Annotated in this window: 20 protein-coding genes and 1 rRNA gene; 3 read left to right on the forward strand and 18 right to left on the reverse strand. The window is 65.1% G+C overall.

Going from position 1 to position 25,010, the window contains the following annotated elements; translation table 11 throughout:
* Positions 1-5 precede the first annotated feature (5 nt).
* The 14 genes from ACVZTU_RS11120 to ACVZTU_RS11185 all read right to left on the reverse strand — a co-directional run bounded on the left by ACVZTU_RS11120 (position 6) and on the right by ACVZTU_RS11185 (position 16,112).
* Positions 6-710: an NUDIX domain-containing protein gene (locus ACVZTU_RS11120; protein WP_446657347.1), complete on the reverse strand. Its 705-nt coding sequence runs from the start codon at positions 708-710 to the stop codon at positions 6-8.
* A gap of 88 nt (positions 711-798) precedes the next feature.
* Entirely contained in the window at positions 799-2,478 is a 1,680-nt protein-coding gene (locus tag ACVZTU_RS11125; RefSeq protein WP_482400396.1) for a CTP synthase, read from the reverse strand.
* A gap of 8 nt (positions 2,479-2,486) precedes the next feature.
* Entirely contained in the window at positions 2,487-3,623 is a 1,137-nt protein-coding gene (locus ACVZTU_RS11130) for a glycosyltransferase (protein ID WP_172170106.1), read from the reverse strand.
* 33 nt (positions 3,624-3,656) lie between these two features.
* Positions 3,657-4,805, reverse strand: a complete 1,149-nt coding sequence (locus ACVZTU_RS11135) for a glycosyltransferase family 4 protein (RefSeq protein WP_446657346.1) — start codon at positions 4,803-4,805, stop codon at positions 3,657-3,659.
* On the reverse strand, positions 4,802-6,559 hold the full coding sequence (gene murJ / locus ACVZTU_RS11140) for a murein biosynthesis integral membrane protein MurJ (RefSeq protein WP_446657345.1): 1,758 nt from the start codon (positions 6,557-6,559) through the stop codon (positions 4,802-4,804). The genes ACVZTU_RS11135 and murJ overlap by 4 nt, the downstream gene beginning before the upstream one ends.
* Complete coding sequence (locus ACVZTU_RS11145; RefSeq protein ID WP_446657344.1) at positions 6,556-7,425, reverse strand: hypothetical protein; 870 nt, start codon at positions 7,423-7,425, stop codon at positions 6,556-6,558. Before ACVZTU_RS11145 ends, murJ begins: the two co-directional genes overlap by 4 nt.
* Positions 7,422-8,414: a copper transporter gene (locus ACVZTU_RS11150; protein ID WP_139469722.1), complete on the reverse strand. Its 993-nt coding sequence runs from the start codon at positions 8,412-8,414 to the stop codon at positions 7,422-7,424. The genes ACVZTU_RS11145 and ACVZTU_RS11150 overlap by 4 nt, the downstream gene beginning before the upstream one ends.
* Positions 8,407-9,645 (reverse strand): putative cytokinetic ring protein SteA, encoded by a 1,239-nt coding sequence (steA, locus tag ACVZTU_RS11155; RefSeq protein WP_172170118.1) that lies wholly within the window; start codon positions 9,643-9,645, stop codon positions 8,407-8,409. The genes ACVZTU_RS11150 and steA overlap by 8 nt, the downstream gene beginning before the upstream one ends.
* 15 nt (positions 9,646-9,660) lie before the next feature.
* Positions 9,661-11,364: a DNA repair protein RecN gene (gene recN / locus ACVZTU_RS11160; RefSeq protein WP_482400397.1), complete on the reverse strand. Its 1,704-nt coding sequence runs from the start codon at positions 11,362-11,364 to the stop codon at positions 9,661-9,663.
* Complete coding sequence (locus tag ACVZTU_RS11165; RefSeq protein WP_172170124.1) at positions 11,365-12,306, reverse strand: NAD kinase; 942 nt, start codon at positions 12,304-12,306, stop codon at positions 11,365-11,367.
* Entirely contained in the window at positions 12,303-13,109 is an 807-nt protein-coding gene (locus ACVZTU_RS11170) for a TlyA family RNA methyltransferase (protein WP_139469719.1), read from the reverse strand. Before ACVZTU_RS11170 ends, ACVZTU_RS11165 begins: the two co-directional genes overlap by 4 nt.
* Positions 13,106-13,336: a hypothetical protein gene (locus ACVZTU_RS11175; RefSeq protein WP_139469718.1), complete on the reverse strand. Its 231-nt coding sequence runs from the start codon at positions 13,334-13,336 to the stop codon at positions 13,106-13,108. The genes ACVZTU_RS11170 and ACVZTU_RS11175 overlap by 4 nt, the downstream gene beginning before the upstream one ends.
* Positions 13,333-14,310: an HAD-IIA family hydrolase gene (locus tag ACVZTU_RS11180; protein ID WP_248284057.1), complete on the reverse strand. Its 978-nt coding sequence runs from the start codon at positions 14,308-14,310 to the stop codon at positions 13,333-13,335. Before ACVZTU_RS11180 ends, ACVZTU_RS11175 begins: the two co-directional genes overlap by 4 nt.
* Entirely contained in the window at positions 14,307-16,112 is a 1,806-nt protein-coding gene (locus ACVZTU_RS11185; RefSeq protein ID WP_180345670.1) for a hypothetical protein, read from the reverse strand. The genes ACVZTU_RS11180 and ACVZTU_RS11185 overlap by 4 nt, the downstream gene beginning before the upstream one ends.
* Before the next feature lie 639 nt (positions 16,113-16,751).
* Here ACVZTU_RS11185 and ACVZTU_RS11190 point away from each other — a divergent pair.
* Entirely contained in the window at positions 16,752-18,230 is a 1,479-nt protein-coding gene (locus ACVZTU_RS11190; RefSeq protein ID WP_482400398.1) for an aldehyde dehydrogenase family protein, read from the forward strand.
* A 48-nt stretch (positions 18,231-18,278) separates the two neighbouring features.
* Positions 18,279-19,841, forward strand: a complete 1,563-nt coding sequence (locus ACVZTU_RS11195; protein ID WP_482400399.1) for a GMC family oxidoreductase — start codon at positions 18,279-18,281, stop codon at positions 19,839-19,841.
* A gap of 218 nt (positions 19,842-20,059) precedes the next feature.
* Here ACVZTU_RS11195 and ACVZTU_RS11200 read toward each other — a convergent pair whose 3' ends face one another.
* Positions 20,060-20,911 (reverse strand): toll/interleukin-1 receptor domain-containing protein, encoded by an 852-nt coding sequence (locus ACVZTU_RS11200; RefSeq protein ID WP_434590049.1) that lies wholly within the window; start codon positions 20,909-20,911, stop codon positions 20,060-20,062.
* Between the two features lie 107 nt (positions 20,912-21,018).
* Complete coding sequence (locus tag ACVZTU_RS11205) at positions 21,019-22,812, reverse strand: BCCT family transporter (protein WP_434590052.1); 1,794 nt, start codon at positions 22,810-22,812, stop codon at positions 21,019-21,021.
* 385 nt (positions 22,813-23,197) lie between these two features.
* On the opposite strand from ACVZTU_RS11205, the gene ACVZTU_RS11210 reads away from it, so the two are divergent.
* Positions 23,198-24,070, forward strand: coding sequence for a hypothetical protein (locus tag ACVZTU_RS11210; protein WP_434590055.1), 873 nt, complete (start codon positions 23,198-23,200; stop codon positions 24,068-24,070).
* A gap of 206 nt (positions 24,071-24,276) precedes the next feature.
* On the opposite strand, the gene ACVZTU_RS11215 is transcribed toward ACVZTU_RS11210, so the two are convergent.
* A complete protein-coding gene (locus ACVZTU_RS11215; protein WP_434590058.1) occupies positions 24,277-24,672 on the reverse strand; it encodes a hypothetical protein in 396 nt (131 codons plus the stop codon).
* A 190-nt stretch (positions 24,673-24,862) separates the two neighbouring features.
* Positions 24,863-24,981, reverse strand: a 5S ribosomal RNA gene (gene rrf, locus ACVZTU_RS11220).
* Between the last annotated feature and the right edge of the window lie 29 nt (positions 24,982-25,010).

Consider the following 25,010-nt stretch of genomic DNA (forward strand, 5'->3'; position numbering starts at 1 on the left):
GGGTCTCAGTCCTCGCCCGAGCCGATGGTCTCGACCTGAGCACCACGACCGAATTCGGGGCGGCCGTCGACGAGTCGCCTCGGCGCATCGACGGGACGGAACTCCACCGGTGCTCCCGCCGCTTCGGCGCGCAGCACCCGGTCGACCTGGAAGATCGCGAGCTGGGCGATTGCGTTGGTGATCCGTCCATCGGCCACGGCTTCGAGTGCTTCGTCGATGTCGACCCAGGCGTAGCGGAAGCCTGCCTCTTCTTCGCCGCGTTCGTGACGGTCGGCTTCGGGAATAGAGGACAGCCCGCGTGCCAGGTAGAGACGCATCGTCTCCGAGCTGCCGCCCGGGGTCAGGCAGGAGTCGCTGAGGACGTCCCAGTGGTCGGCCGTGAGGTCGGCTTCCTCGATAAGTTCCCTCTTCGCCGCTTCGAGCGGGTCCTCTCCGGGAACGTCGAGCAGACCGGCCGGGACCTCCCACAGCCTGGCTCGGACGGGATGCCGGTACTGCTGGGCCAGGAGGATCCGCTGCTGGTCATCGACGACGGCCACGCCGACGGCACCGGTGTGCGCCATGAGATCGCGGACGAGCCCGGACGCCTCGGGCAGGTCGAAGGTCTCTCTGCGGATATCCCACACTGCGCCTTCGTAGACGACCTCGGAGGAGGTGATCGGCGGGATCACCGGATCGTCCTGCAGGATCTCATCGTGCTGAGTGCTCATCGGCTGCCTCCCGAAACTCGACGGTGGTGGAACGGCGAATGCCGCCGGCGCTCTGGCCGACGGCATTCGCTGTGAAGATGGACAACGGTCACTGACGCTCGAGGGCGGCGGCGACCAGACCCGCGAACAGCGGATGCGGAGAGGTCGGACGCGACTTCAGCTCGGGGTGCGCCTGAGTGGAGACGTAGAACGGGTGCTTATCATGCGGAAGTTCGACGAATTCGACGAGCTCACCGTTCGGTGAGGTTCCGGAGAACTCGAGCCCCGCCTCGGCGAGCTGATCCCGGTAGGTGTTGTTGACCTCGTAGCGGTGACGGTGACGCTCACTGATCGTCGTGTCCCCGTACACGCCGGCCACGACGCTGCCTTCGGTGAGCTTGGCTTCGTAGGTGCCCAGACGCATGGTGCCGCCCAGGTCGCCTTCGCCTTCGACGATCGAGAGCTGCTCGGCCATGGTCGCGATGACCGGAACCGTGGTCTCGGGGTCGAATTCGGACGACGAGGCCGCCTCGATGCCGGCGACGTTGCGCGCGTATTCGATGACCATGCACTGCAGACCCAAGCACAGGCCGAGGGTCGGAATGCCGTTGGTGCGGGTGTATTCGAGTGCACCGAGCTTGCCTTCGATGCCGCGGATGCCGAAGCCTCCGGGCACGCAGATCGCGTCGAGGCCGGACAGTGCCGACGCGGCTCCGGCTTCGGTGGAGCAGTCATCGGACTGGATCCACTTGATCTTGACCTTCGCATCGTTGGCGAAGCCGCCGTGGCGCAGCGCCTCGGTGACGGAGAGGTAGGCATCGGGCAGGTCGATGTACTTGCCGACGATGCCGATGGTGACTTCCCGGGACGGGTTGTGCACGCGTTCGAGTACCCAGTCCCACTTCGTCCAGTCGACGTCGCGGAACGGCAGGTTGAGGTTGCGGATGACGAACACGTCGAGGCCGCCGTCGTGGAGGACCTTCGGAATGTCGTAGATGCTCGGGGCGTCGACGCAGGACACGACAGCTTCGGTCTCGACGTCGCAGGCGCCGGCGATCTTCGCGCGGATCGAATCCGGCAGCTCGCGGTCGGAGCGGAGCACGATCGCATCGGGCTGGATGCCGATGGAGCGCAGGGTGGCCACCGAGTGCTGGGTCGGCTTCGTCTTCAGCTCTCCGGAGGGCCCGAGGTAGGGCACGAGGGAGACGTGGATGAAGAACACGTTGTCCCGGCCGAGGTCGTGACGGACCTGGCGGGCCGCCTCGAGGAAGGGCTGGGATTCGATATCGCCGACGGTGCCGCCGATCTCGGTGATGATGACGTCGGGGCGGTCCGCCTCGGGGCGTTCGGCCTGGGCACGCATCCGCGCCTTGATCTCATCGGTGATGTGCGGGATGACCTGGACGGTGTCGCCGAGGTACGCACCGCGGCGTTCTTTCGCGATCACCGAGGAGTAGATCTGTCCGGTGGTCACATTCGCTGCGCCGTCGAGGTCGTTGTCGAGGAAGCGCTCGTAGTGGCCGATGTCGAGGTCGGTCTCGGCACCATCCTCGGTGACGAAGACTTCGCCGTGCTGGAAGGGGTTCATCGTGCCGGGATCCACGTTGAGGTAGGGATCCAGCTTCTGCATGGCCACGGTGAGGCCGCGCTGAGTGAGCAGATGGCCGAGGCTCGATGCCGTCAGACCCTTGCCCAACGAGGAGGCGACGCCTCCCGTGACGAAGATGTGCTTTGCCGTATGTGTGCCGCCTGGGCCAGTTCGATTCACCACGGGATTTGATTCTATCAAAGTCCGGCTCACGAATCCGAGACAGCGTCGACCTCGGCGTACAGATCGAGCAGCGTCTCGGAGATCGCCGCACCGTTGCTCACGTCGATGACCCGCTTCTTTGCTGCCACGGCGGAGGTTCCGCGTCCGGCCGGGTCGTCGAGAAGATGATTGATCTCACGCAGCAGCGCCTCCGTGTCGTCGGCGGGAACGGCCTTCGCGGCCTCTCCCCAGATGCCGGCGCGGCGTTCGCTGCCGATGAAGACCGCGGGCTTCGACAGCTGCATGAGGTCTTCGTGGGACAGTCCCGTCATCGTCTCGCTGGCGATGACGACATCGGCGGCGGCCGCGACATCGACGAGGTCTCCGGCCGGTGCCACAAGGACGCCGCGGTCGGAGAATTCGCGGGAGATCGTCGACCGGTCCTTACCGGTGCCGGTGAGGACGAAGACGACCTTGCGGTCGCGGCGGCGCTGGTTGATCTGGTCGGCGGCGTCGAGGACCGTCGCCAGAGCGGTGTGGTCACGCAGCGCGATGGGGCTGGCGACCATCCAGGTGCCTTCCGCGAGGCCGAGTTCACGACGGACCTCGGCGCGCGGGGTGCGGACCGTGAGGTCGGCGTCGATGTCCGGGTGGACGAGTTCGGCGCGTTCGACGACCGGGACGCGGCCGCCGTAGTAGTCGACGACGGGTTCGGTCGTGCCGAGCACTGCGGTGGCCGTACGGCCGACGATCTCGGCTCCGGTCTTCTCGATGACGTTGGCGGAGTCGAAGGATTCGATGGTGGCGACGACCTTCGGGTGCAGGCGGGCGGGCAGACCGGTGAAGGCCAGTCCGGCGAGCGTCGCCGCATGCAGTCCGTGCGCGTGGACGATGTCCACGTGCTGGTAGTACTTGTGAAGAGTGAAGGCGGAGCCGGGGTCAGCGGTCGTGAGTCGGCGACGGGCGGTGAGTTCGATCTCGCGGAATTCGCCGGCCAGTTCCTCAGGGACTCCGAAGGTGCCCAGCAGTGACCGGTGCGCGGCGACGGCGACCTTGAAACCGGCCCGGAGGTGACCGAGCACGGCGAGCTTCGCCACTTCGACGACGGGACCGGTGGTATCGGCGAGCACGTGCAGAATCCTCGTGTCTGCGCTCAGTGGGTTGACCTCGCCGGATTCGCTCATTTCCTCATCCTTTTCTTTCGTTCGACGCTGCTTCTAGCCTACCTGGGCAGGCACGAGTTCCGTGTAAAGACCTGCGAGTTCTTCGGCAACTTCCCTCTCATCGGGAAGCTCCGCTCCGCGTGCCCGTGCCCTGGCTCCGAGTTCTGCGCGGCGGGCAGGATCGACGGCGAGTTCGGCCACGGCAGCGGCGAAGGCGGCATCGTCGTCATGGTCGATCAGTATCCCCGCATCGCCGACGAGTTCGGCGCTGCCGCCGGTGGCGGTGGCCACGATCGCCTTGCCGGTCATCAGCGCCTCCTGGAGCACGAGCGCCCGGGCCTCCCACACGCTGGTGAGCGCGTAGATGTCCGCAGCCGCTGCGAGTTCGGCGATGTCATCGCGGGGTCCGAGGAAATGCAGGGCCGGAATCGCCGAGGCGGCTGCGGCGTCATCGTACTGAGCGCGGACGTCGGCGAGCACCTCCTCGTCGGCGGCACCGGCGATGAGGGCGACGATCTCGCCCTGGTGGTTCTCCTCGCCGAGGCGGACGAGTGCGCGCACGAGCATCGGGTAGTTCTTCTGTTTGGCGACGCGACCGACGGCAAGGACGATGAGTGCCCCTGGGGCGAAGTCGAACTCCTCGGCCAAGCTCGCGCGGGTGGTGGCGGCCGCCTCGGCGGATACGGGGGTCACCTCGGGGGCGGCGGCGGGGAGGAATCGGGCGGTCTGCGCTCCGAGTTCGCGGGCGCGGTCGACGAGGTCGGTGCTCGCGCCGAGGACGAGGTCGGCCCCGCGGGCGAGCATCGTCTCGACTCGGGTTTCGACCCGTCCGCGCAGTCCCTGTCCGCTGGCCTGGTTGTGGAGGCTGAGGACGAACTTCGGGCGGGTCTTCAGCATGCGCAGGGTCAGCAGGGTGATGAGCCCGGCGCGGAAACCGTGGGCGTGGACGATCTGCGGGGAGAAGCTGCGCAGCAGTGTGCGCTGCCGGCGGACGAGGGCTGCGTCGGAGGCGCCGATTCCGGTGCCGAGTTCGAGGACGCCGAATCGGACTCCGGGCAGCAGCGAGAAGCCGAAGTGTTCGTCGGTGGCGGCCGGTCCGATGACGCCGATCTCATGTCCGGCGGCGGCGAGGTCGCGGGCGAGTGCGTGCACGTGGGTGCCGACTCCCCCGGTCGAGGTGCCGATGGTGAAGACGATTCTCATGAGTCTTCCTCCCTGTCGGTGTCGCTGGGTCTGTCGATGTCGCTGGGGCCGTGGTCTCTGGTCTGTGCTTCGGCGGCGTGCACGGTCGTTTCGTCGTTGACGCCGGCCCGGTTCCGGTCGGCGAGCAGGCCGCGGATCTCTCCGAGGAACCCGCGGTCGATGATGAGCACGATGAGTCCGAATACGATGCTGCCGAGGAGGGCTGCGACGATTCCGGCGATGACCGCGGAGCTTGCCGAGTTGTCGAGGAGTCCCCCGAACCACTGCGAGGTGACGACTCCGGCGGTGCCCGCGACGACGGCGGCCCCGAGCGCGAGCAGCGACCGGCGTCCGACGAGGGCGAGTCCGGTGGGGCCGAGGACGCGGCGCATGTTCACGAGCAGGAATACTCCGGCGACGGTCATGCCCAGCACATAGCCGCTGCAGATGCAGACGAGGGTCAGTCCGGGATTGCCGTTCGAGCCGGTGACGAGGATGGCTCCGACCATGCCGACGATGACGAGGATCCACCCCGTCGTCGTGGCTGCCGCCGAATAGCGGGAGCGTTCCACCGCATAGAAGACGCGGGTGCCCCACGCCACGAAGGACCACCCGGGCACGGCCAAGGCCATGACCATGATCGCCGTGGCCATGGAGTCGAAGGGTGCGGCGGATTCGCTTTCGGCGTCGATGGCGATGAAGAAGGTCTGCAGGGGGCCGGCCGCCGAGAGCAGGATGACGGCGCCGAGTCCGCCGATGGCGATGATGAGGGCCGTCGTCGTCGAGGTCACCGACCGCATCCGCGCCCCGGCTTCCGCGCGTTTGTCGGCAGTCGCCTCGGGGTCGGTGGATCGTCCCACCCAGGTCGACAAGGTCGGGAAGACCACCGTCGCCACGGTCACGGCGAGCACCGCGTAGGGCAGCAGGTAGACGGCGTTGATGTAGCTGAAGAGGACGAGCGTGCCGTCCCCACCGACATGGTTGGCCAGGCTCAGGGTTGCGAGCACAGCGGCCTGCTGGGCGAGCAGGGCAGACATTCCGGCGCCGGCCAGGCGCAGCGCACGATGGGCGACTCCGGGTGGGAAGGAGAAGGTGGGACGCAGCTTCAGCCCGGTCGTGGCCATCGGCAGGGCGAGCGGCAGCGCGAGGGCTGCGACGCCGACGGTGGTGCCCCAGCCGAGCCAGCCGAGGTGGGTCTGCCAGGTGTCGTCGCTGCCGCCGACGGAACTGTAGGCGATATAGCTGCCGATGACGATGAGGCTGGAGAGCAGCGGGGCGAACGCCGGCCACAGGAACTTCCGGTGGGCCTGCAGCACTCCGGTGAGCACGGCGCCGATTCCGTAGAGGACGAGCTGCGGGGAGAACATGAGCAGCAGCTCCACGGTCGCCTGCACTCCCGCGGCGCTCGTCTTCGTGTCGACGAGGATCCTCGCGATCTGCGGGGCGAACACGGCCAGCAGGATCGACAGGGGCAGGGTGACGCTGACCGCCCAGGTCAGCAGGCCGGAGGCGATGCGTCCGGCGGTCTCCCGGTCCGATCTGGCCAGTGGCACGGCGAGAAGCGGGATGACCGCTCCGGCCAGGGCGCCTCCGGCGACGACCTCGAAGAGGATGTTCGGGACCTGGTTGGCACTCTGGTAGGCGGTGCCGACGGTGCCGGCGCCGACGTTTGCCGAGAACACCAGCCAGCGCAAGAAGCCGACCAAACGGGTCAGCAGGGTGATGATCGATACGAGCAGCGCCGTGGAGGCGAGGACTCGAACGAGCTTGTTCACTTATCCTCGCGGCCGAACGAGTCGATCTCCCGCAGTCCCGGAGTCGATTCGATGACGGAGGTGAAGGAGACCTTCTCGCTGGCCAGGGTGAGTCCGGCGAGGACAGCGAGGATGAGGCGTCGCTGTGCCGGTGTGGCGGTTTCGGCGAGGATCACGCCGATTGCCGCTCCCAGGGCATTGGCTCCGGTGTCGCCGAGCATCGCGTCGCCGGCGAGGTCGTCGGGCCAGGCTGCGGCCGTGGCTCCCGCGATCGCTCCGGCTGGTGCCCAGGACACGCGGCGTTCGTGGTCGGTGAAGGCCAGGGTCAGTGCTCCGGCCTTGAGTGCCCGGCCCGGCCGCAGGTCGAGGAGGTTGAACAGGTTTGCAGAGCCCGCGATCACTCCCCCCGTGACGATGACATCCGCGGTGGCCGCGTACCAGGGCCGGTCGCTTGTCGAGTGCGTGGAGCCGAAGAGCCCGGACGGGCGGGTGCGGCTGCGCAGGATCGCGGCGGCCGCGATCGAGGCGAGCGGAATGCCCGTGACCTTGATGGCCCCGGTCGTGATCTCCCCGCGGGCCAGAGCCGACAGATGACCGCGCAGTCCTTTGGAGGATCCGGATTCGCAGAAGTCATCGACGGCGCCGAGGCTGCCCGCCGCGGCCGTGGCCAGCAGGGTCGCCGACCGCTGCCGAGGATCTTCGATGAGCAGGCTGCCGGCCAGCAGTCCCGCCGCGACGGCAGGGCCTTCGGCGAGCGAGACGTCGTGTCCGGCGTGGTTGGTGCGCACCACGGAATCGTGGGTGCGCAGCCGCGATCTGAGCACGGCTTTCGTCGCGGCGAAGCCGGCGAGTCCGGCGACGGCGGTGCTGACGATGGAGCGGATCATTTCTCGTCTCCCTTCGGGGTGTCGTCGGACGGCTTCTCTTCGATCTTGCCCGGCAGAATGCCTTCGGCGTCCTCAGCGAATCCGAAGTGTCCGTGCTTTCCGGCTTCCCCGGAGGCCAGGGCCCGCACGGTGATGACGGGACCGGCGCCGAGGCCGAGGCCGTCGACGGTGCTGGCGCGGGACTTCTCCGTCCGCAGCACGTTGACGAGTCCGTTCTGTGCCGAGCCGGCGTCGCCGGCGACGACCACCGAGGTGGCTTCGGCGGTGAGCGCGGTGATGAAGTCGGTGACGAGGGTGCGGGTGCCCTTGTCGTCGGTGGCCTTCGGGCTGGGTTCGGTGTCCTCGGCCAGTGTCGAGTTCTCATCATCGATGACGATGAACAGCGAGGTGGTCTTGTGGTCTGTGTCGGTGCGCAGACGGTCGGCTTCGACGAAGACGTCGTAGAGCTTCGCCGCCTGCTTCTCCGCATCGGCCTGATCGTCCTCGTCTTCGAGCATCGAAGCGTCACCGGTCAGGGCGATGACGAGGGCGGCGCGGATCGCGGTCGAATCGTCCTTCGGCAGGTGCGGCACGACTGTGCGCAGCCGCTTGAGGAACTGGGTGGAATCCTCCAGGCTGAGCGTGTTCGGCACGAACGAGACGTCACCGGCGATGGTGCCGTCGGCTTCCTTGACCCGGTTGCTGACCTCTTCGACCTGCTCGGAGTCCGCCTCGGGGGCGGCGATGATGCTCACTTCCTGCCCGTCGAGGGTGCCGTCGATGAGTTCCGGGGCCGCGGCGGTGACGAATTCGTTCTGCTTGTCGATATTGCCCTTGGCGGCGTCGAGGTCGGAGCGCAGGTTGTCGCGGTCCGAGCGCAGCGCATCGACCTGGCTCTGCAGGGACTCCCCGATCGGTTCCTTCAGCGGTCCCGCGCCGAGGACGATGCCGACGGCGAGGGCGAGGAACACCGAGACGAGGGAGACGAGGTGGTAGCGGAAATCAATCACTGGTCAGTCCTTGGATGAGGCCGGCGGAATCGGTCGAAGCTGCGGGGTCGCCGCCGAAGAGGGAGCCGATCCAGCCGAAGAGGCCGTCGAGTTGGGCGCCGATGAGGCCGAGGAAGGTCTGTCCGGCCGAGGTCGCGGTCATCGCCACACCGAGGGCGACGAGACCGGCGATGATGAGCACGGCCAGCTGCAGGCTGGAGATGCGCTGCCGGTAGAGCAGGGACACGCCCTTGGCGTCGATGAGCTTCGATCCCACACGCAACCGGGTGATGAACGTCGAGGCCATGCCCTTGCGGCCCTTGTCGAGGAACTCCATGACGGTGTCGTGGGTGCCCACGGCGACGATGAGTTCGGCACCCTTGTCATCGGCGAGCAGCATGGCGATGTCCTCGCTCGTACCCGAGGCCGCGAAGGCCACGCATTCGACTCCGAGGGCTTCGACCCGTTCGGTGCCCGGGGCGGTGCCGTCACGGTAGGCGTGGACGACGATCTCGGCACCCGAGGTCAGAGCGGTGTCGGACACGGAGTCCATGTCCCCGACGATCATGTCCGGTCGGTAGCCGGCTTCGATGATGGCATCGGCTCCGCCGTCGACGCCGATGAGCAGCGGCCGGTATTCGCGGATATAGGAGGCCAGCATCGCCAGGTCCTCCTTGTAGTGGTACCCGCGGACGACGATGAGCACATGCCGGTCGGTGAACGTCGTCTTCACCTCGGGCACGACGAGTTCGGCCGAGAGCAGATCGGAGTCCTTGCGGATGTATTCGATCGTATTGTCGATGAAGTCCACGAGCACGGAGTTCATTCCGGCTTCGGCGGCGTGCATGTCCTCGGAGATCGTCTCCGCCGTCTGCAGGACTCCCGTGGCCACCTCGGTTTCGCCTGCGTATACGGTGGCGCCCTCGATGGAGATCTCGGCATTTTCGTCGACCGCATCGAAGATGTCGGCACCGGCGGCGTCGATGAGGGGGATGCCGGCGTCGACGATGATGCTCGGACCGAGGTTCGGGTAGCGGCCGGAGATCGACTTGTCGGCGTTGATCACCGCGGCCGGCCGGCAGGCGACGAGGGCTTCGGCGGAGATGCGGTCGATATCGGAGTGCTTGATGATGGCGATGTCGCCTGCTTGGAGGCGTTTCGTCAGATTCTTCGTGCGTCGGTCCAAGCGGGCAGGGGCGGGGCCGAACCGGGTCGGTGCGGTGAGGTTCTCACGGTGTCTGCGCACTTTCATGGTCAGCCCATTCTCTCATCTGCTGCCAACGCCGGCCTCCTTGACCTGCCGAGCGTTGTCGAGCAGTTCGGCTGCATGGGCCTTCGCGGAGGCGGAGTCGTCCATGCCCGCCAACATGCGGGAGAGTTCGACGACGCGTTCTTCGTCGGTCAGTTCCTGCACTCCCGAGCGCACCGTCTCGGCGTCATCGTCCTTGACGATGGTCACATGGGTGTCGGCCCAGGCGGCAACCTGCGGCAGGTGGGTGACGACGATGACCTGGGCGCACTGGGCGAGTTTGGCCAGCCGACGGCCGATCTCCACGGCAGCTTTGCCGCCGACTCCGGCGTCGACTTCGTCGAAGACGTAGGTGGGGATGGATTCGCTGGCGGCTCGGACGACTTCAATGGCGAGCATGACACGGGAGAGCTCACCGCCGCTGGCGATCTTCGCGATGTCGTCGGGGATGGAGGATTCGTGGGCGGCGAAGGTCAGTCGGACCTCGTCGGCCCCGTGGGTGGTGGGTTCGCGTTCGGAGATCTCGAAGGCGACCGCTGCCTTCGGCATCGACAGGGCGGTGAGCTCTTCGCTGACCGCTGCGGAGAATTCGTCCGCGGTGGCCTTGCGGATCTCGGTGAGCGCTAAGGCGGCCGCCTCCATGGTCTCGCGGGCTGAGTCGAGTTCGGCGTCGAGTCCGTCGAGGTCGCGGTCCTCGGCTTCGAGTTCGGCGAGTTCCGCGGCCGAGCGGGATTCGAAGTCGAGGACTTCGGCGACGTCTTGGCCGTAGGGGGCCAGGGTGCCGAGTTCCGCGCGGCGTGCTTCGGTCTCTTCCAGCGAGGTTTCGCCGAGTTCGTCGAAACCGGAGAGGTAGGACGACAGTTCCGCGGCGGAGTCGGAGAGGCGAAGCACGGCGTCGCCGAGGGCTTCGCGGATGGTGACGAGTTCCTTGTCGGAGCCTTCGACATCGGTGATCGTGCTGATGGCCTGGTGGACGAGGTCGACGGCGGCGCCGGCATCGTCGATCTCGGAACCGAGCAGCAGGTCGTGGGCGGCGCCGACAGCGCGGGTGATCTCGGCGGCGGCACCGAGTTTCGCGGACTGTGCGGCCAGGGTCTCGTCTTCGCCGGGTTCGGGGCGGACCTTGTCGATGGTCTCCAGGCAGCCGCGCAGCCACAGGATGCGTTCGCGGCGGGCGGCGGTGGAGTCTTTGATGCGGCTGACGCGGGCTTCGGTCTCGCGCCAGTTCTCGAAGGCGGCACGGTAACGGTCGGCCACCTCGGCGAGAGCAGTGCCCCCGGCGGCGTCGAGGAGTTGACGCTGTTGGGCGGCGCCCTTGAGGCGCAGCTGTTCGGACTGGCCGTGGAGGGTGATGAGGTCGGAGGAGATGTCGGTGAGCACGGAGATCGGTACGGTGCGGCCGCCTGCAGTGGCTCGGGCGCGGCCCTTGAGCGCAACGGTGCGGGAGATGATCGCTTCGTCGTCGGCGCTGCCACCGGCCTCTTCGATGCGTTCGCGCACGGGTTCGGCCACATCGGTGAAGATGCCTTCGACCTCGGCTTTCTCCGCGCCTTTGCGCACGACTCCGGAGCCGACCTTGCGGCCCATGAGCAGGGACAGGGCGGAGACGAACATGGTCTTTCCCGCACCGGTCTCACCGGTGACGACGGTGAAGCCGGTGTCGAGTTCGACGGCGGCCTCGGCGATGACGCCGAGGTGGGAGATGCGCAGTTCGGAGATCATTCAGGCCTCCTTGATCGGTCCTCGCCAGCCGGAGACGGGCAGGCGGAACTTCGCGACGAGTCGGTCGGTGAAGGGGCCGGTGTGGAGGCGGGCGAGCCGGATCGGTGATTTCGAGCGGGTGGCTTCCACGCGGGCCCCGGACGGCAGCTCGAGGGCGCGGCGGCCGTCGCACCACAGCACGGCGGAGAATTCGGGGTTCATCTGGGAGATCTCCACGCCGAGGCGGGAGGTCGGGTTGACGACGAGCGGTTTGGAGAACAGGGCGTGGGCGGAGATCGGGACGAGGATGAGTGCTTCGACTTCGGGCCAGACGATGGGTCCGCCGGCGGAGAACGAGTACGCGGTCGAGCCGGTGGGGGTGGCGAGGATGACGCCGTCGCAGCCGAAGGAGGACACGGGGCGGGCGTCGACGCCGAGGACGACGTCGATCATCCTGGATTTCGAGGTCTTCTCGATGGTCGCCTCGTTGAGGGCCCAGGCGTTGAAGATGTTCTCGCCTTCGTGCCACACGGACACGTCGAGGGCGAGTCGCTCCTCGACGGAATAGTCACGTTGGGAGGCGCGATGGACCGCCTCGGCGAGGTCTTCCTTCTCGCTTTCGGCGAGGAAGCCGACATGGCCCAGGTTGATGCCCATGAGCGGAGCACCGGACCCGTGGAAGCGTTCGGCGGCGCGCAGGATCGTGCCGTCGCCGCCGAGGACGATGACGAGTTCGCAGGCGTTCTTCCACTCACCGAGTTCGGAGGGGTCGATGATGACGCAGTGGTTGAGGATGGGTTCGTCGTCGACGGCCTCGGCCTGGCGGGCGCGGATGCCGACGATCTCGTCGGAGAGGACGACGGGGGTGACTCCGTCGTCGAGGAGGGCCTTGAACACGCTGACGGCGGCCACGGCCGACTCATCACGTTGGGGGTGCAGCAGCACCATGATGTGTCTGGTCACGACTCTCCTCTCATCATTTCGTCCAGGTGGGCGGGGATGTCTGCTTGGTCGAGCCTATCGGACTGGTCATGTGTTCGGCCTGGGCGAACACGCAGGAAGTACTCTCGGTTCCCGCTGGGGCCCGGCAGCGGTGAGGGTGCGATGTCGGTGACGCGTCCGGCGTGTTCTCTCACGGCGTCGAGGACGGAGTCGATGGCGCGGCGGCGTTTCTCCCGGCTGGTGACGACGCCGTGTTTGTCCAGCGATGCTCGTGCCAGTTCGAATTGGGGTTTGACCATGAGGAGGAGTTCTCCCGCGGCCGCGGTGGCGGCCAGCAGCGGTCCGATGAGCAGGCGCAGGGAGATGAAGGAGACGTCGGCGACGACGAGGTCGACGGTCGGCACGTCGGAGTCGGTCAGTTCGCGGAGGTTGAGTCCTTCGCGGACGTGGACGCGCGGGTCGTCGCGGAGGATGGTCGCGAGTTGATCGTGGCCGACGTCGACGGCCCAGACGTGTGCGACACCGTGATGAAGGAGGACTTGGGTGAAGCCTCCGGTGGAGGCGCCCGCATCGAGGGCCGTCAGATCATTGAGTCGGTCGGTGAGGTCGAAAGCCTCGAGCGCGCCGAGGAGTTTGTGGGCGCTGCGGGCGACCCAGGGGTCGGGTTCGGTGACGGAGACGTCGTCGGTTTCTCTCACATCTTGGGAGGCCTTGGTCGCGGTGCGGCCGTTGACGCTGACGCGACCGGCGGCGATTTCACGGGCGGCGCGAGAGCGGGAGTTCAGCAGCCCGCGGTCGACAAGTGCCCGGTCGAGTCTGCTCACAAGGAGCCCACCTGCGCGTCGAGGTCGCCCAGCAGGGAGTTGAGAAGTTCGTGCCGCTCGGCCGCCGGTGCTTCTTTGGCCTCGGCGAGGCTGGACCGCCAGGTCTCGATCGGCACGTCCCCGCTCACCGAGGCGGGTGTCGGGGCAGAAGCAGGGCCGGGTGTCGGGGTCGAGTTCGTGCCGGGATTCGGGCCGGGTCCTGGGCCGGGAGTTGGGATCTGGCTCATGAGTCCTCCCCGATCCGGCGGGGCAGGCGTCCTTCGGACAGGACCGCCTCGGCGTCGGTCTCCCCCGCGTCGATGGCAGCCCAGGCTCGACGGAGTTCGGCTTCGATCCGGGCGGACTCGCCGCGGTCGGTGCCGGTGATGAGGGCTTCGAGTCCGCGCAGATTCGGCAGGATGAACGTCGGTCGGCGCTCCGGGCCGGCACGCAGGGCATCGTGGATGTCGTGGATTCCGGTGAGGACGAGGGCGGTGTCGATGCCGGCGGCACAGCCGCCTTCGATATCGGTGTTGAGGCGGTCGCCGACCATGAGGGGCCGATGCGCGCCGAGGCGGCCGGCCGCGAAGTCCATCATGTGCGGTGCAGGTTTGCCGACGATGACGGGGGTGGCGTCGGTGAGCCGGGCGATGAGGTCGACGAAGGCACCGTTGCCGGGGACTTTCCCGGTTTCTGTGAGGAGGGAGAAGTCGGGGTTGCTCGCCCACCATTCGGCGCCCGAGCGGATGATTTCGCAGGTGCGCACGATCTTCGTGTAGTCGATCTCCGGGTCGAGTCCCTGAGCGACGGCGACGGGTTCGGCGTCGAGTGAGTCGGTGATCTCGAGGCCCGCCTCTTCGAGCGCGACCCGCAGTCCGGTCGTGCCGAGGAGGTGGACGCGGGCGCCCGGCCCGAATCGTTCGGCTAAGCGTTCGGCGAGCACCTGCGCCGAGGTGGTCACTTCGCCCTCGGAGGCGTTGACGCCCATTCCGGTGATCTTCTCGGCGGTGGCTGCGGCCGTGCGGGTGGCGTTGTTCGTGACGTAGTTGACCGGGATCGACTGGGAGTGGAGCCAATTGATGCCGTCGACGGCGCCATCGACGGCATGTGTGCCGTGGTAGACGACTCCGTCGAGGTCGAACAGGACGCAGTCGATGGGCGTGCCCGATGATTCGGGCAGGCGCCCATCTGCTGAGTTGTGCTGTTCGGCGGTCAGTGTCACTGCTCTCCGTCGGCCTCGTCTGCTGTTGTGTCGGGCTCGGAGCCTGCGTCGGCTTCTGCGTCGGCGAGGATCTCGTCGAGTTCGGCTTCGATCTCGTCGTCGGAGACCTTGACCGACTTCAGTTCCTTCGCCGAGACATGCGTCTTCGGCTTCGGTGCTGCGGCCGGAGCCTCGGCGCCCGTGTCTTCCGCCGAATTGTCGGCAACGTCAGATTCCGTCTGCGGCTTCTCGGCTTCGGGCGCGCTGGCCGAGCCTTCTACGGCTTCGGCCGTCTCAGCATCGGCGGCCTCAGCGTCAGCGCCTGCAGAGGTCTCGGTGTCGGCAGCCTCACCGTTTGTTGCCTCACCGTCGGCTGAATCTACGTCGGTGCCTTCGGAAGTCTCGGCGTCGGCAGCCTCGGGCTCGTCTTCGACTTCTTCGACGGTTTCGATTTCGACGCCGGCGTTGAGGTCAGGCTCTTCGTCGCCGAAGAGGGTGCCGGTCGCCTTGGCGGTCCGGCGCGAGAGCTCTTCGTATTTGTCGGCGAGTTCGGGTTCGCCGTCGATGCGCAGCACCTCGGCGTAGGCGGCCATGAGACGAACCAGTCCGCCGCCGGGCTTCTGGGTGAAGTCCTCGGCTTCGATGAGTCGGCGCGCACCGGCGATGTCGTCGAGGTCGGACTTGGCTCCGGCAGCGACGATGACGAGTTCGGTGCGGGTGTCGTTGTCGAGGTCGAGTTCTTCCGAGTTCTTCAGCAGCTCGATGGCCTTCTCGGGCTTGCCGCGGCCGCGTTCGGCGTCGGCGATCAGCGCGATGTTGTCATTCGAGCCGGAGATGCGACGGTGGGTGCGCAGTTCGCGGACGGCTTCGTCGTAGTTCTCCACGTAGTACGCGGCGATGCCGAGTGCTTCGCGGACGACGGCGACACGACCGGCGCGGGCCATGGCGGCCTTGGCGTGTTCGTGGGCGCGTTCCGGGTCGAGGTCGAGCAGCCCGCCTGCGGCGACGAGGTGCTTGGCGACCATGTCGGCGTTCTCTTTGTCCAGGGAGCGCAGCTGTGACGAGATCTCTTTGTCGAGTTCACGGCCGGTGACGCCTTCGGGAATCTCGGGTTCCTGAATGCGCGGACGGCGGGCACGCTGTTCGCGTGCGTAGTCGCCGGTGTCGGTCTTGCGGGATGCACGGCGATCGTTGTCGTTGCGACCGTAGCCGCCGCGTCCTCCGCGGTTGTCGTCCCGTCGGTTTCCGCGGTAGCCGCCACGGCGGTCATCACCGTCGCGACGTTCGCGGTTGAAGCCGCCCCGGCGATCGTCATCGTTCCGGCGGTTGCCCTGGTAGCCGCCTCGGCGGTCATCTCCACCGCGACGGTCGTCGTCGTTGCGACGGTTGCCCTGGTATCCGCCGCGTCGGTCGTCACCATCACGGCGATCCCGGTTGAACCCACCACGACGGTCATCATCGTTCCGACGGTTCTGACCATAGCCGCCTCGGCGATCGTCGTCGTTACGACGGTTGCCCTGGTACCCACCACGACGGTCGTCATCGCGGCGGTCTCGATTGAATCCGCCCCGGCGATCGTCGTCACGACGGTCACGGTTGAACCCACCACGACGATCATCGTCGTTCCTGCGGTTCTGACCGTAGCCCCGACGGTCGTCGTCGTTGCGACGATTGCCCTGGTAGCCGCCTCGGCGGTCGGACTGGCGTGGCCCGCGGCCGTCCCGGCTGTCCGGTCGACGGTTGCGATTGTTGTCGCGATCTGAGCGGTGACCGCCATCTGCGCGGCGGTTGTCCTGGCTGTCTCGCGAATCCCCTTGGGCCACGATTCTCCCTATGAAGTCTTTTCGGTGTTCCGCTCTATTCTAGTCCACTCACCGCTTCGACGCCGTGTGGGCGGGGACACGTCAGCACCTCGATTCCACTCAGCGTCGCGCCCGTTGTTCTGTGGGTCAACGCCCAGGTCACCGCCTCAGCGCTCTGTTAGAATCAAGGCGAATCCAGTGGAACGGCCGACGGCAATCGAAGAGGTTCGGCGGCAGCGGATGTCCGCGCCGCCTCGACACCAGGGGACGAATGACACCTGACGTGGGAGCTCATTGTGCGGATGACGGATGTCTCCGCGATTCCACGATCAGAATTTCCGGCCCCGTTGCCTGCCCGTCCCCCAGTGCGGTTAGTGCCTGCCCGTCCCCCAGTGCAGCCGCCGTCCCCCGCCATGTGATGACCAAGATCACTTGCCGGTGTGACCAGCATCATCGGATTGCGCATTCGGCCCCTGATTTCGCCTATTGTGATTGCCGGAAGCATGTGAATGAATGCCGCCGAAGCAGTTCGAGTCGCAGGTCAAACGGCAGATCCGCGGCCGTCCGGAAACTCCCCGACACCACAGGCTCCACTGCCGCGACTGCGCGTTCGGCCCTTCAGATCGCACAACCGTTCACCCGCTAGGAATAGGAGAAATCGTGCCAAACACACTCTTCATCGACGGACAGTGGGTTTCAGCCGTCAACGGTGGAACCCGAAAGATCCATAACCCGGCCGACGGCAGCTTCGTCGCCGAGGTGGACGAAGCCAGCCCCGCGGATACCGAGCTGGCGATCAAGGCCGCTCGTCGTGCCTTCGACTCCGGCGTCTGGTCCTCCGTTCCCGCCAGCGAACGCGGCGACCTGCTGCTGAAGTTCGCCGCCGTTCTGCGTGAGCGCAAGGACGAATTCGCGCGCGCCGAGTCCCTCGACACCGGCAAGCGCTTCGTCGAATCGCAGATCGACATGGACGACATCGCGAACTGCTTCGACTACTTCGGCAAGCTCGCCGCAAACGATGCCGGTCGCGTCGTCGACGCCGGCACCGACACCGTTGCGTCGAAGATCGTGCACGAGCCCGTCGGTGTCTGCGCGCTCATCACCCCGTGGAACTACCCGCTGCTGCAGGCCGCGTGGAAGATCGCCCCGGCCATCGCCGCCGGCAACACCTTCATCCTCAAGCCTGCCGAGCTCACCCCGCACACCGCGATCCTCACAATGCAGGTCCTCGAAGAGCTCGGTCTGCCGGCCGGGGTCGGCAACCTCATCCTCGGTGCGGGCGCCGATGCCGGTGCCCCGCTGTCGACGCACGAGGACATCGACATGGTCTCGTTCACCGGTGGTCTCGTCACCGGTCGACTGCTGTTCCGCAACGCCGCCGACTCGATCAAGAAGATCGCCCTCGAACTCGGCGGCAAGAACCCGAACGTCGTCTTCGCCGATGCCGACTTCGATGCGGCTCTGGACAATGCTCTCAACGGTGCCTTCGTCCACTCCGGTCAGGTGTGCTCGGCCGGTGCCCGACTCATCGTCGAGGAATCCATCGCCGAGGAGTTCGTCAACCGCCTCGTCGAACGTGCCGAGCAGATCCGCCTCGGCGGTCCCTTCGACGAGAACGCCGAGACCGGTCCCCTGATCTCCGAGGCTCACCGCGACAAGGTGCATGCCTATGTCGAGAAGGGTATCGCCGAAGGCGCTCGTCTGCGCTGCGGCGGCAAGTTCGGTGAAGGCGACCTGGAGAACGGCTTCTACTACCTGCCGACCGTGCTCGACCAGGTCAAGCGCGGAATGTCCGTCGTCTCCGACGAGGCCTTCGGCCCCGTCGTCACCGTCGAGACCTTCTCCACCGTCGATGAGGCTGTCGAGATCGCCAATGACACCTACTACGGTCTGGCCGGAGCAGTGTGGAGCCAGGATGCGGGCAAGACCCAGCTGGTCGCTCAGCGTCTGCGCCACGGCACCATCTGGATCAACGACTTCCACCCCTACCTGCCGCAGGCCGAATGGGGCGGTTACAAGCAGTCCGGCTTCGGTCGCGAGCTCGGCCCCACGGGGCTGGCCGAGTACCAGGAAGCCAAGCACATCTACCAGAACCTCGAGCCTGCAGTCACCGGCTGGTTCCCCGATCACACCAAGTGATCCGCCGCAGCCTGTAGACGAATACCGCAGTACAAGGAGAGATGAACAGTGAAGACTACTCATAGCTTTGATTACGTCGTCGTCGGCGGCGGCTCTGCCGGCGCAGCGGTCGCGGCCCGGCTGAGCGAGGACCCCGAAGTCACCGTCGGACTCCTCGAAGCTGGCCCCACCGACACGGACAAGGACGTCGTCCTTGAGCTCAATCGGTGGATGGAGCTCCTCGAATCCGGCTACGACTGGGACTACCCGATCGAAGAGCAAGAGAACGGCAACTCGCACATGCGCCACGCTCGCGCCAAGGTGCTCGGCGGCTGCTCGTCCCACAACTCGTGCATCGCATTCTGGGCTCCGCGCGAGGATCTCGACGAATGGGAAGAGAAGCACGGCGCAGCGGGATGGGGTTCGAAGGACACCTTCGGCCTGTACAAGAAGCTCGAGAACAATGAGCTGCCCGGCGACCACCACGGCCATGACGGCCCGGTCCGTCTGATGAACGTGCCCCCGGTCGATCCCTGCGGTGTCGCGCTCCTCGACGCCTGCGAGCAGGCCGGCATCCCTCGCGTGCAGTTCAATGAGGGCCAGACCGTCATCAACGGTGCGAACTTCTTCCAGGTCAACCGCAAGGACGACGGCACCCGGTCGTCCTCCTCGGTGTCCTACCTCCACCCGATCCTCGACCGTGAGAACCTCACGATCCTCACCGATACCCAGGCCAAGGAGCTCGAGTTCGACGAGGACGACAACTGCACGGCCGTGCTCGTAGTCAACAACGCTTTCGGCAAGACCAACCGGATCGAGGCGAAGAAGGAAGTCATCGTCTCCTCCGGCGCGATCAACACCCCGCAGCTGCTCATGCTTTCGGGCATCGGCCCGAAGGCCCACCTCGCCGAGGTCGGCATCGAGGCTCGCGTGGATTCGCCGGGAGTCGGCGAGCATCTGGGCGATCACCCGGAGGGCGTCATCTCCTGGGAGGCCAAGAAGCCGATGGTCGAGGATTCCACCCAGTGGTGGGAGATCGGCATCTTCTCGCCCACCGAGGACGGGCTCGACCGTCCGGACCTGATGATGCACTACGGTTCGGTTCCCTTCGATATGCACACTCTGCGTCAGGGCTACAAGACCTCGGAGAACTCCTTCTGCCTCACCCCGAATGTCACTCATGCGAAGTCGCGCGGCACCGTGCGCCTGCGCTCGAAGGACTTCCGTGACAAGCCGAAGGTCGATCCCCGCTACTTCACTGATCCGGAAGGCCACGACATGCGCGTCATGGTCGCCGGCATCAAGAAGGCCCGCGAGATCGTCTCCCAGGACGCCATGTCCGAATGGGCCGGCGAGGAGCTGTTCCCCGGCAAGGATGTCCAGACCGACGAGCAGATCGCCGACTACATCACCCGCACCCACAACACCGTCTACCACCCGGTCGGCACGGTGCGCATGGGTTCTGCCGATGACGAGATGTCGCCGCTGGATTCGCAGCTGCGGGTCAAGGGCGTCAACCGTCTGCGCGTCGTCGACGCTTCGGCGATGCCCGAGATCACCACGGTCAACCCCAACATCACCGTGATGATGATGGGTGAGAAGTGCGCGGAGATGATCAAGAACGGTCAGTGATCTGACCGGGCCGCCAGATGCTCAGGTCACCGAGGCGGCCCTGCGCTGATTCGATGACCTGAGTGGGACCTTCCGGCCCAGAACCGAAACGACCAAGGGGGCGCTGCGATCGCAGCGCCCCCTTCGCTTCCGCTCGTGCCAACTGTGTAGGTCATCCACGACGAAATCACGATCTGGCAAAAGTTATCGAACTTCTACCAGAATCGTCTGTTCAAAATTTACCCAAGTGGCCAGTATTCCGAACTTCTCACTTCGGACTGTCCAGCTAACACACGCTTAATGGGCACGGCGAACTCGTTCGCGACCATCAAAGGATCGCCTGGGCTATCCAGTTTGAGAAATTTCAACTGCTTCAAGGAATCCGGCACAACATCAAGGCAGTCTTCTTCAATCGCAGCGAAAATTGTAACGTCCCTACGCCCCATATAGCGACTCAAAAACGATTCGAACTCCGACCTGCACCAGTTTGACCGAAGAAATCCGTCGGAGACCCAGAAAATCACCGCATCAGAACTTCGAACGCCGCCCTCGATGGCAGTAGCCAGGTTTTGCCCGTACTCAATATCGTGAATATCAAACCAAGTAGGAACATTCCGATCCGCCAGCAGTTGCTGCAGCTCGGTTACTTCGGGTTTCCTGTCGGACTGATGGCTGAGAAATACGCGTGATTTTGCTACCCATGAACTGAAATCAAAGCCCAACTTCTCCAGTTCAAGTTTCGACTTATACTCAAATGGAATAACTATTTCCATTCCCTCCAATGTGCCGATTGAATTCAACCTCCTCTTAGACAGCGCTTCGACTAGACTCTCAGGAGTGATATCGGTGCGCACCTTTCCGCCAGCGTTAGCCAGGATTTCCTGCGCTTCAAGCGCCTTCTCTTTAGCGCTTGACGACCCAGCCAAGAATGCCAGTTCAGAAAATAATCTTAAATCATAGGGAATATCTGACCAATAAATAGTCATACCAGTCAGAACGTCTTTGTCGAAGATATTTACTCTGTTAAGGGCGCTTAGCACGTTCTCGCGATCTCCATAGTCAAACTCCCAAATTTGAATATAATGATTCATATTCCCTCCAACCGCATTCATTTAGTCTTAGTGTTGCATTCTGTAGGCTGATTCGATGCCGTGGCTTCAACCAGTGACTGGCTCAAACTCCGTGAACGCAGTCCAAGCTACTCGTTCGTGTCTTTTCCAGCCGTTCGTCGGCTGCCGGTGCGGCTGGCCAGTGTCCCCTCACGTCGCCCCTTCTTCTCATGAGGGATTTCGATATAGGGGTCACGGAACTTCGGCGCCGGTTCGACGGCCTGCGGTTCGGTGACGACCTCCTCCTCATCGTCGTATTCGTGACCGAACTGTTCGTCCCCGCCTTGGCGGCGTTCGACCTCTTCGGGCGGCAGCACCTTCTTCCAGCGGCGCATGCGCACCCGCGGCAGAATGCCTGCGTCCTCGCGCAGCGCTCGCATGAGGGCGTAGATCTGGAAGTAGGCGATGATGAAGAACGGCAGACCGACGAGGATGATCGTCGACTGCAGTGCCTCGAGTCCACCGGAGCCTGAGAACACCAGCAGTGCCGCGGTGACGACGGCGACGGCTAGGGCCCAGAAGATGCGCTGCGGCAGCGGGTTGAAGTCCTCGTGGCCGTTGTTCATCGTGTCGACGACGAGCGCTGCGGAATCCACCGAGGTGACGAAGAAGATCACCACGAGCACGATTGCGATCACCGACACGGGTCCGGCCAGCGGGTAGTGGTCGAGGAATGCGAACAGCGCTCCCGGAATGTCTCCCTGATCGACGACTCGGTCGACCAGTCCCCCGCCCTGGTTGAACTCGATGTCGAAGGAGGCGTAGCCGAAGATGCCGAACCACAGGATCGAGAAGGCCGAGGGAATAGCGAGCACGCCGATGACGAACTGGCGGATGGTACGTCCGCGGGAGATGCGAGCGATGAAGATGCCGACGAAGGGTGACCAGGTGATCGTCCAGGCCCAGTAGAAGACGGTCCACGTATTCTGCCAGCCGGTGTTGGCGAACGTGTCGTTCCACAGTGCGAGTTCGGGCAGCTGGTGGATGTAGGTGCCGAAGGATTCGAAGACGCCCTTGGCCATGAACAGCGTCGGGCCGAAGACGACGATGAAGATGAGCAGTAGTACGGCCATGACGATATTGAGGTTCGACAGGACCTTGATGCCTTTGTCGAGGCCGAGAGAGACCGAGATCGTGGCCAGCCCGCAGACGACGCCGATGATGATCAGCTGCCACAGGGCGTTCTCCGGAACGCCGATGACCTGAGCGAGTCCGCCGTTGATCTGCAGCGTGCCCAGACCGATCGAGACTGCGATTCCGAAGACGGTGCCGATGATGGCGACGACGTCGATGGTCTTGCCGATAGGACCGTGGATCTTCTCACCGAGGATGGGCTGGAAGATCGAGCTCACCCGCGGCGGCAGGTTCCGCTTGTGGATGAAGTAGGCGAAGCACAGCGCGGGCAGGGTGAAGATCGCCCAGGTGTGCAGGGTGAAGTGGTAGTACGTGAAGTTCATGGCGTCGACCGCGGCGGCGGGCGTTCCCGCTTCGATACCGAGGGATCCGCGCGGCGGGTCGCCGAAGTGGCTGACGGGTTCAGCGACACCCCAGAACATGAGGATCGAACCGATGCCGGCGGCGAAGAGCATGGCAAACCATGCACCGTTGGAGTGCTCCGGCGGTTCGTCATCGGGACCGAGCTTCGCTCGCCCATACCGGGAGGCAGCGATGTAGATGAGGAATGCGACGAAGACTGTGACGCCGAGGATGTAGAACCATCCGAGGTTGGTCAGCAGCCAATCCGAGGCGACAGAGACGCCGGCGTCGAGCTGGTCGGTGAAGAAGATCGTCCCGAGGACGAAGATGATGATCACGGCCGCGGAGGAGAAGAAGATGGCCGGGTTGGTTCGGAGTCGAAGTGCGTCGTGCAATTTATCGAGCATGGCGTACCTTCCGTAGGGATGTTGGCGTCCACACTACAGAAGCATCAATTAATTTCAACAGAATCGCTTGTCACGAACCCGTCTCACTGCGCTCCTGGCCAACCCCTGGCCGAGGCGGCCCTCCCCTATGTTCGTCCCGTTCATCTGCGGTACCCGGAAGTCCGATTACAACGAGACGGTGCCCGAACCTTGTTGGGTTCGGGCACCGTCTCCTCTGCCTCAGGCAGCTCTCACACCTCCTGGGTGAGACGTGTCAGTGTTTCGGCGCGTCAGGGTCTCCACCGTCGTCGAGAGGATCCACCCGTCCGTCGTTCTGAACGTATGGATCTCGCGGGCCGCGCCGGTCAGCACGAGGGTCGTAGTCCTCGGCCAACGGTTCCTCAGCATGAGGACGGGTTCCGCTCTCTGGCGGTTGCTGGTCAGCACGCACGTCCTGCTGTGCGTAGGGATCTCGGCGCACGAACTCCTGCGGGCCAGACTGGTCCGGCCGGGGCGCATCCTGCCGAACAGGCTGTTCGGGATAGCCGCCATTCCGCTGAGCGGGCGGGTCCTGCCGAGGCACATTCTGCTGAACGGGCTGGTCGTGGCGGACGTCGTTACGCTGGACCGGATCGTCAGGGCGATGTCCGCTCTGTTGCGTGTACTGATCGCGTTGCGGATCGGTCTGGTCAGCTGGCGGTTGCTGACGGGCGTCATTCTGCTGTGCATGCTCGTCATGCCGAGGGGGATTCGCCTGAACCTGCTCGTCGTGCCGCGGTGTGTTCTGCTGTGCAGCATCGTCGCCACGGTACTCATTTCGGTCGACTGCAGAAGCTCCATGGGCCCCAGCCGCGGCCGCCCCCGCAGCACCGGTGCCGTCTGCACGACGGGTGTCCCCCGCGTTTTCCGGCGTGTCCGGATCCAGTTCGTCAGCACGCTGCAGCTTGCGATCGTGCTCGACGCGTTCAGCTTTAACGGCCTCTTCGCGTTTCGCTGCCTCGGAATCCAGCTGCTCGGCCTCTGCCGCCTGACGATCAGCCTCGGCAGCACGAGCGTCAGCCTCAGCCTTTGCGCGCTTTGCCTCTGCTCTCTGTTTCTCGACTTCGGCCTCTCGCGCACGAACATCATGTTCGGACTCGGCAGCCTCCTGCCGAATCTGCGCGGCCTCTTGCCGCTGGTGTTCGCGCTTCTTCGCTGCCGCCTTGCGGCTGACTGCGATGATGATCCCGACGATGATCAGGACCACGACGATGGCGACGACGATCCAGATGATGGTTGATGCGTTCATGCGGTCTCTCCCTTGCTGTCTATTCGGATGTCGCTATTCACTTGCATCCGGCGCAGCGGACAGCTTCATCGTGACACGCAACACATCTATCGACAAGCATTTGGACTTCGGAGGGAGTTCGCGCCTCCAACTATCCGGACGGATCTATTCGGTGGGCCACCGGCTTGATGGCCGTCATTTGGTCGCTGGGCCGAACGTCAGATCGGATTGCCGCGAACCATCAGTTCCATGACGATCCATTTGGCGAGAGTCTCCGGGTCGACTTCGAGCATATGGGGCATCCGCAGCGTCCGCCGGCGGTCGGGAGTATCTGGAGTTCTGATGCTCACGTCGATATACGAGCTGACGTTGACCTTGGTGATGTGGACTTCGAGGATGCGCGCCCACGGCACGCCACCTTCAGGGAAACCGTCAACAGCAGCCCAGAGACCGAAGTCAGTGACGGTCACTTGTGGTGCGGGCGGCCCGGTCCATCGTAGTCCAAGGAAGCCAACAGGATTGCGCAGAAACTGCTTCGCCCGGTTGAACCCGATTGCGACCTCACCGTCGCGAGCAAGTTCGGCCTTAAGAACGTCAATTGTCTTCATCTCCATCCCTTCCCTCCTCCCCTAATTACTACCTGACGGGGGCGCAGCAACCCCGCGCCAGGTAGCAGCACCCCCGTCAGGTAGTAATAAGCACCGGCAGCACGCCCACACACGAACACAAACAACACACCCATGCGTGAATACAGTAATGGCCCCGCCCAACACAGTCGGACGAGGCCATCACCACTAAAAAATATTGCGGCAGTCACTTACTCTCCCACAACCACCAAGTTGCAGTACCATCAGCGCGAATGGGCTTAGCTACCGGGATCGGAACGGTTAACCGGGCGTTTCCCCACCACTATCACCACCGCAAAACCAACAAACCACCACCACAACCCCAC

Source organism: Brevibacterium sp. OS20 (genome assembly GCF_056837565.1).

Excerpts from the sequence above, each read along its gene's own strand:
- ACVZTU_RS11120 (WP_446657347.1), bottom strand. The coding sequence starts at position 710 with ATGAGCACTCAGCACGATGAGATCCTGCAGGACGATCCGGTGATCCCG.
- ACVZTU_RS11130 (WP_172170106.1), bottom strand. The coding sequence starts at position 3,623 with ATGAGCGAATCCGGCGAGGTCAACCCACTGAGCGCAGACACGAGGATT.
- ACVZTU_RS11135 (WP_446657346.1), bottom strand. The coding sequence starts at position 4,805 with ATGAGAATCGTCTTCACCATCGGCACCTCGACCGGGGGAGTCGGCACC.
- ACVZTU_RS11145 (WP_446657344.1), bottom strand. The coding sequence starts at position 7,425 with ATGATCCGCTCCATCGTCAGCACCGCCGTCGCCGGACTCGCCGGCTTC.
- steA (WP_172170118.1), bottom strand. The coding sequence starts at position 9,645 with ATGAAAGTGCGCAGACACCGTGAGAACCTCACCGCACCGACCCGGTTC.
- recN (WP_482400397.1), bottom strand. The coding sequence starts at position 11,364 with ATGATCTCCGAACTGCGCATCTCCCACCTCGGCGTCATCGCCGAGGCC.
- ACVZTU_RS11175 (WP_139469718.1), bottom strand. The coding sequence starts at position 13,336 with ATGAGCCAGATCCCAACTCCCGGCCCAGGACCCGGCCCGAATCCCGGC.
- ACVZTU_RS11200 (WP_434590049.1), bottom strand. The coding sequence starts at position 20,911 with ATGAATCATTATATTCAAATTTGGGAGTTTGACTATGGAGATCGCGAG.
- ACVZTU_RS11205 (WP_434590052.1), bottom strand. The coding sequence starts at position 22,812 with ATGCTCGATAAATTGCACGACGCACTTCGACTCCGAACCAACCCGGCC.
- ACVZTU_RS11210 (WP_434590055.1), top strand. The coding sequence starts at position 23,198 with ATGAGGACGGGTTCCGCTCTCTGGCGGTTGCTGGTCAGCACGCACGTC.
- ACVZTU_RS11215 (WP_434590058.1), bottom strand. The coding sequence starts at position 24,672 with ATGGAGATGAAGACAATTGACGTTCTTAAGGCCGAACTTGCTCGCGAC.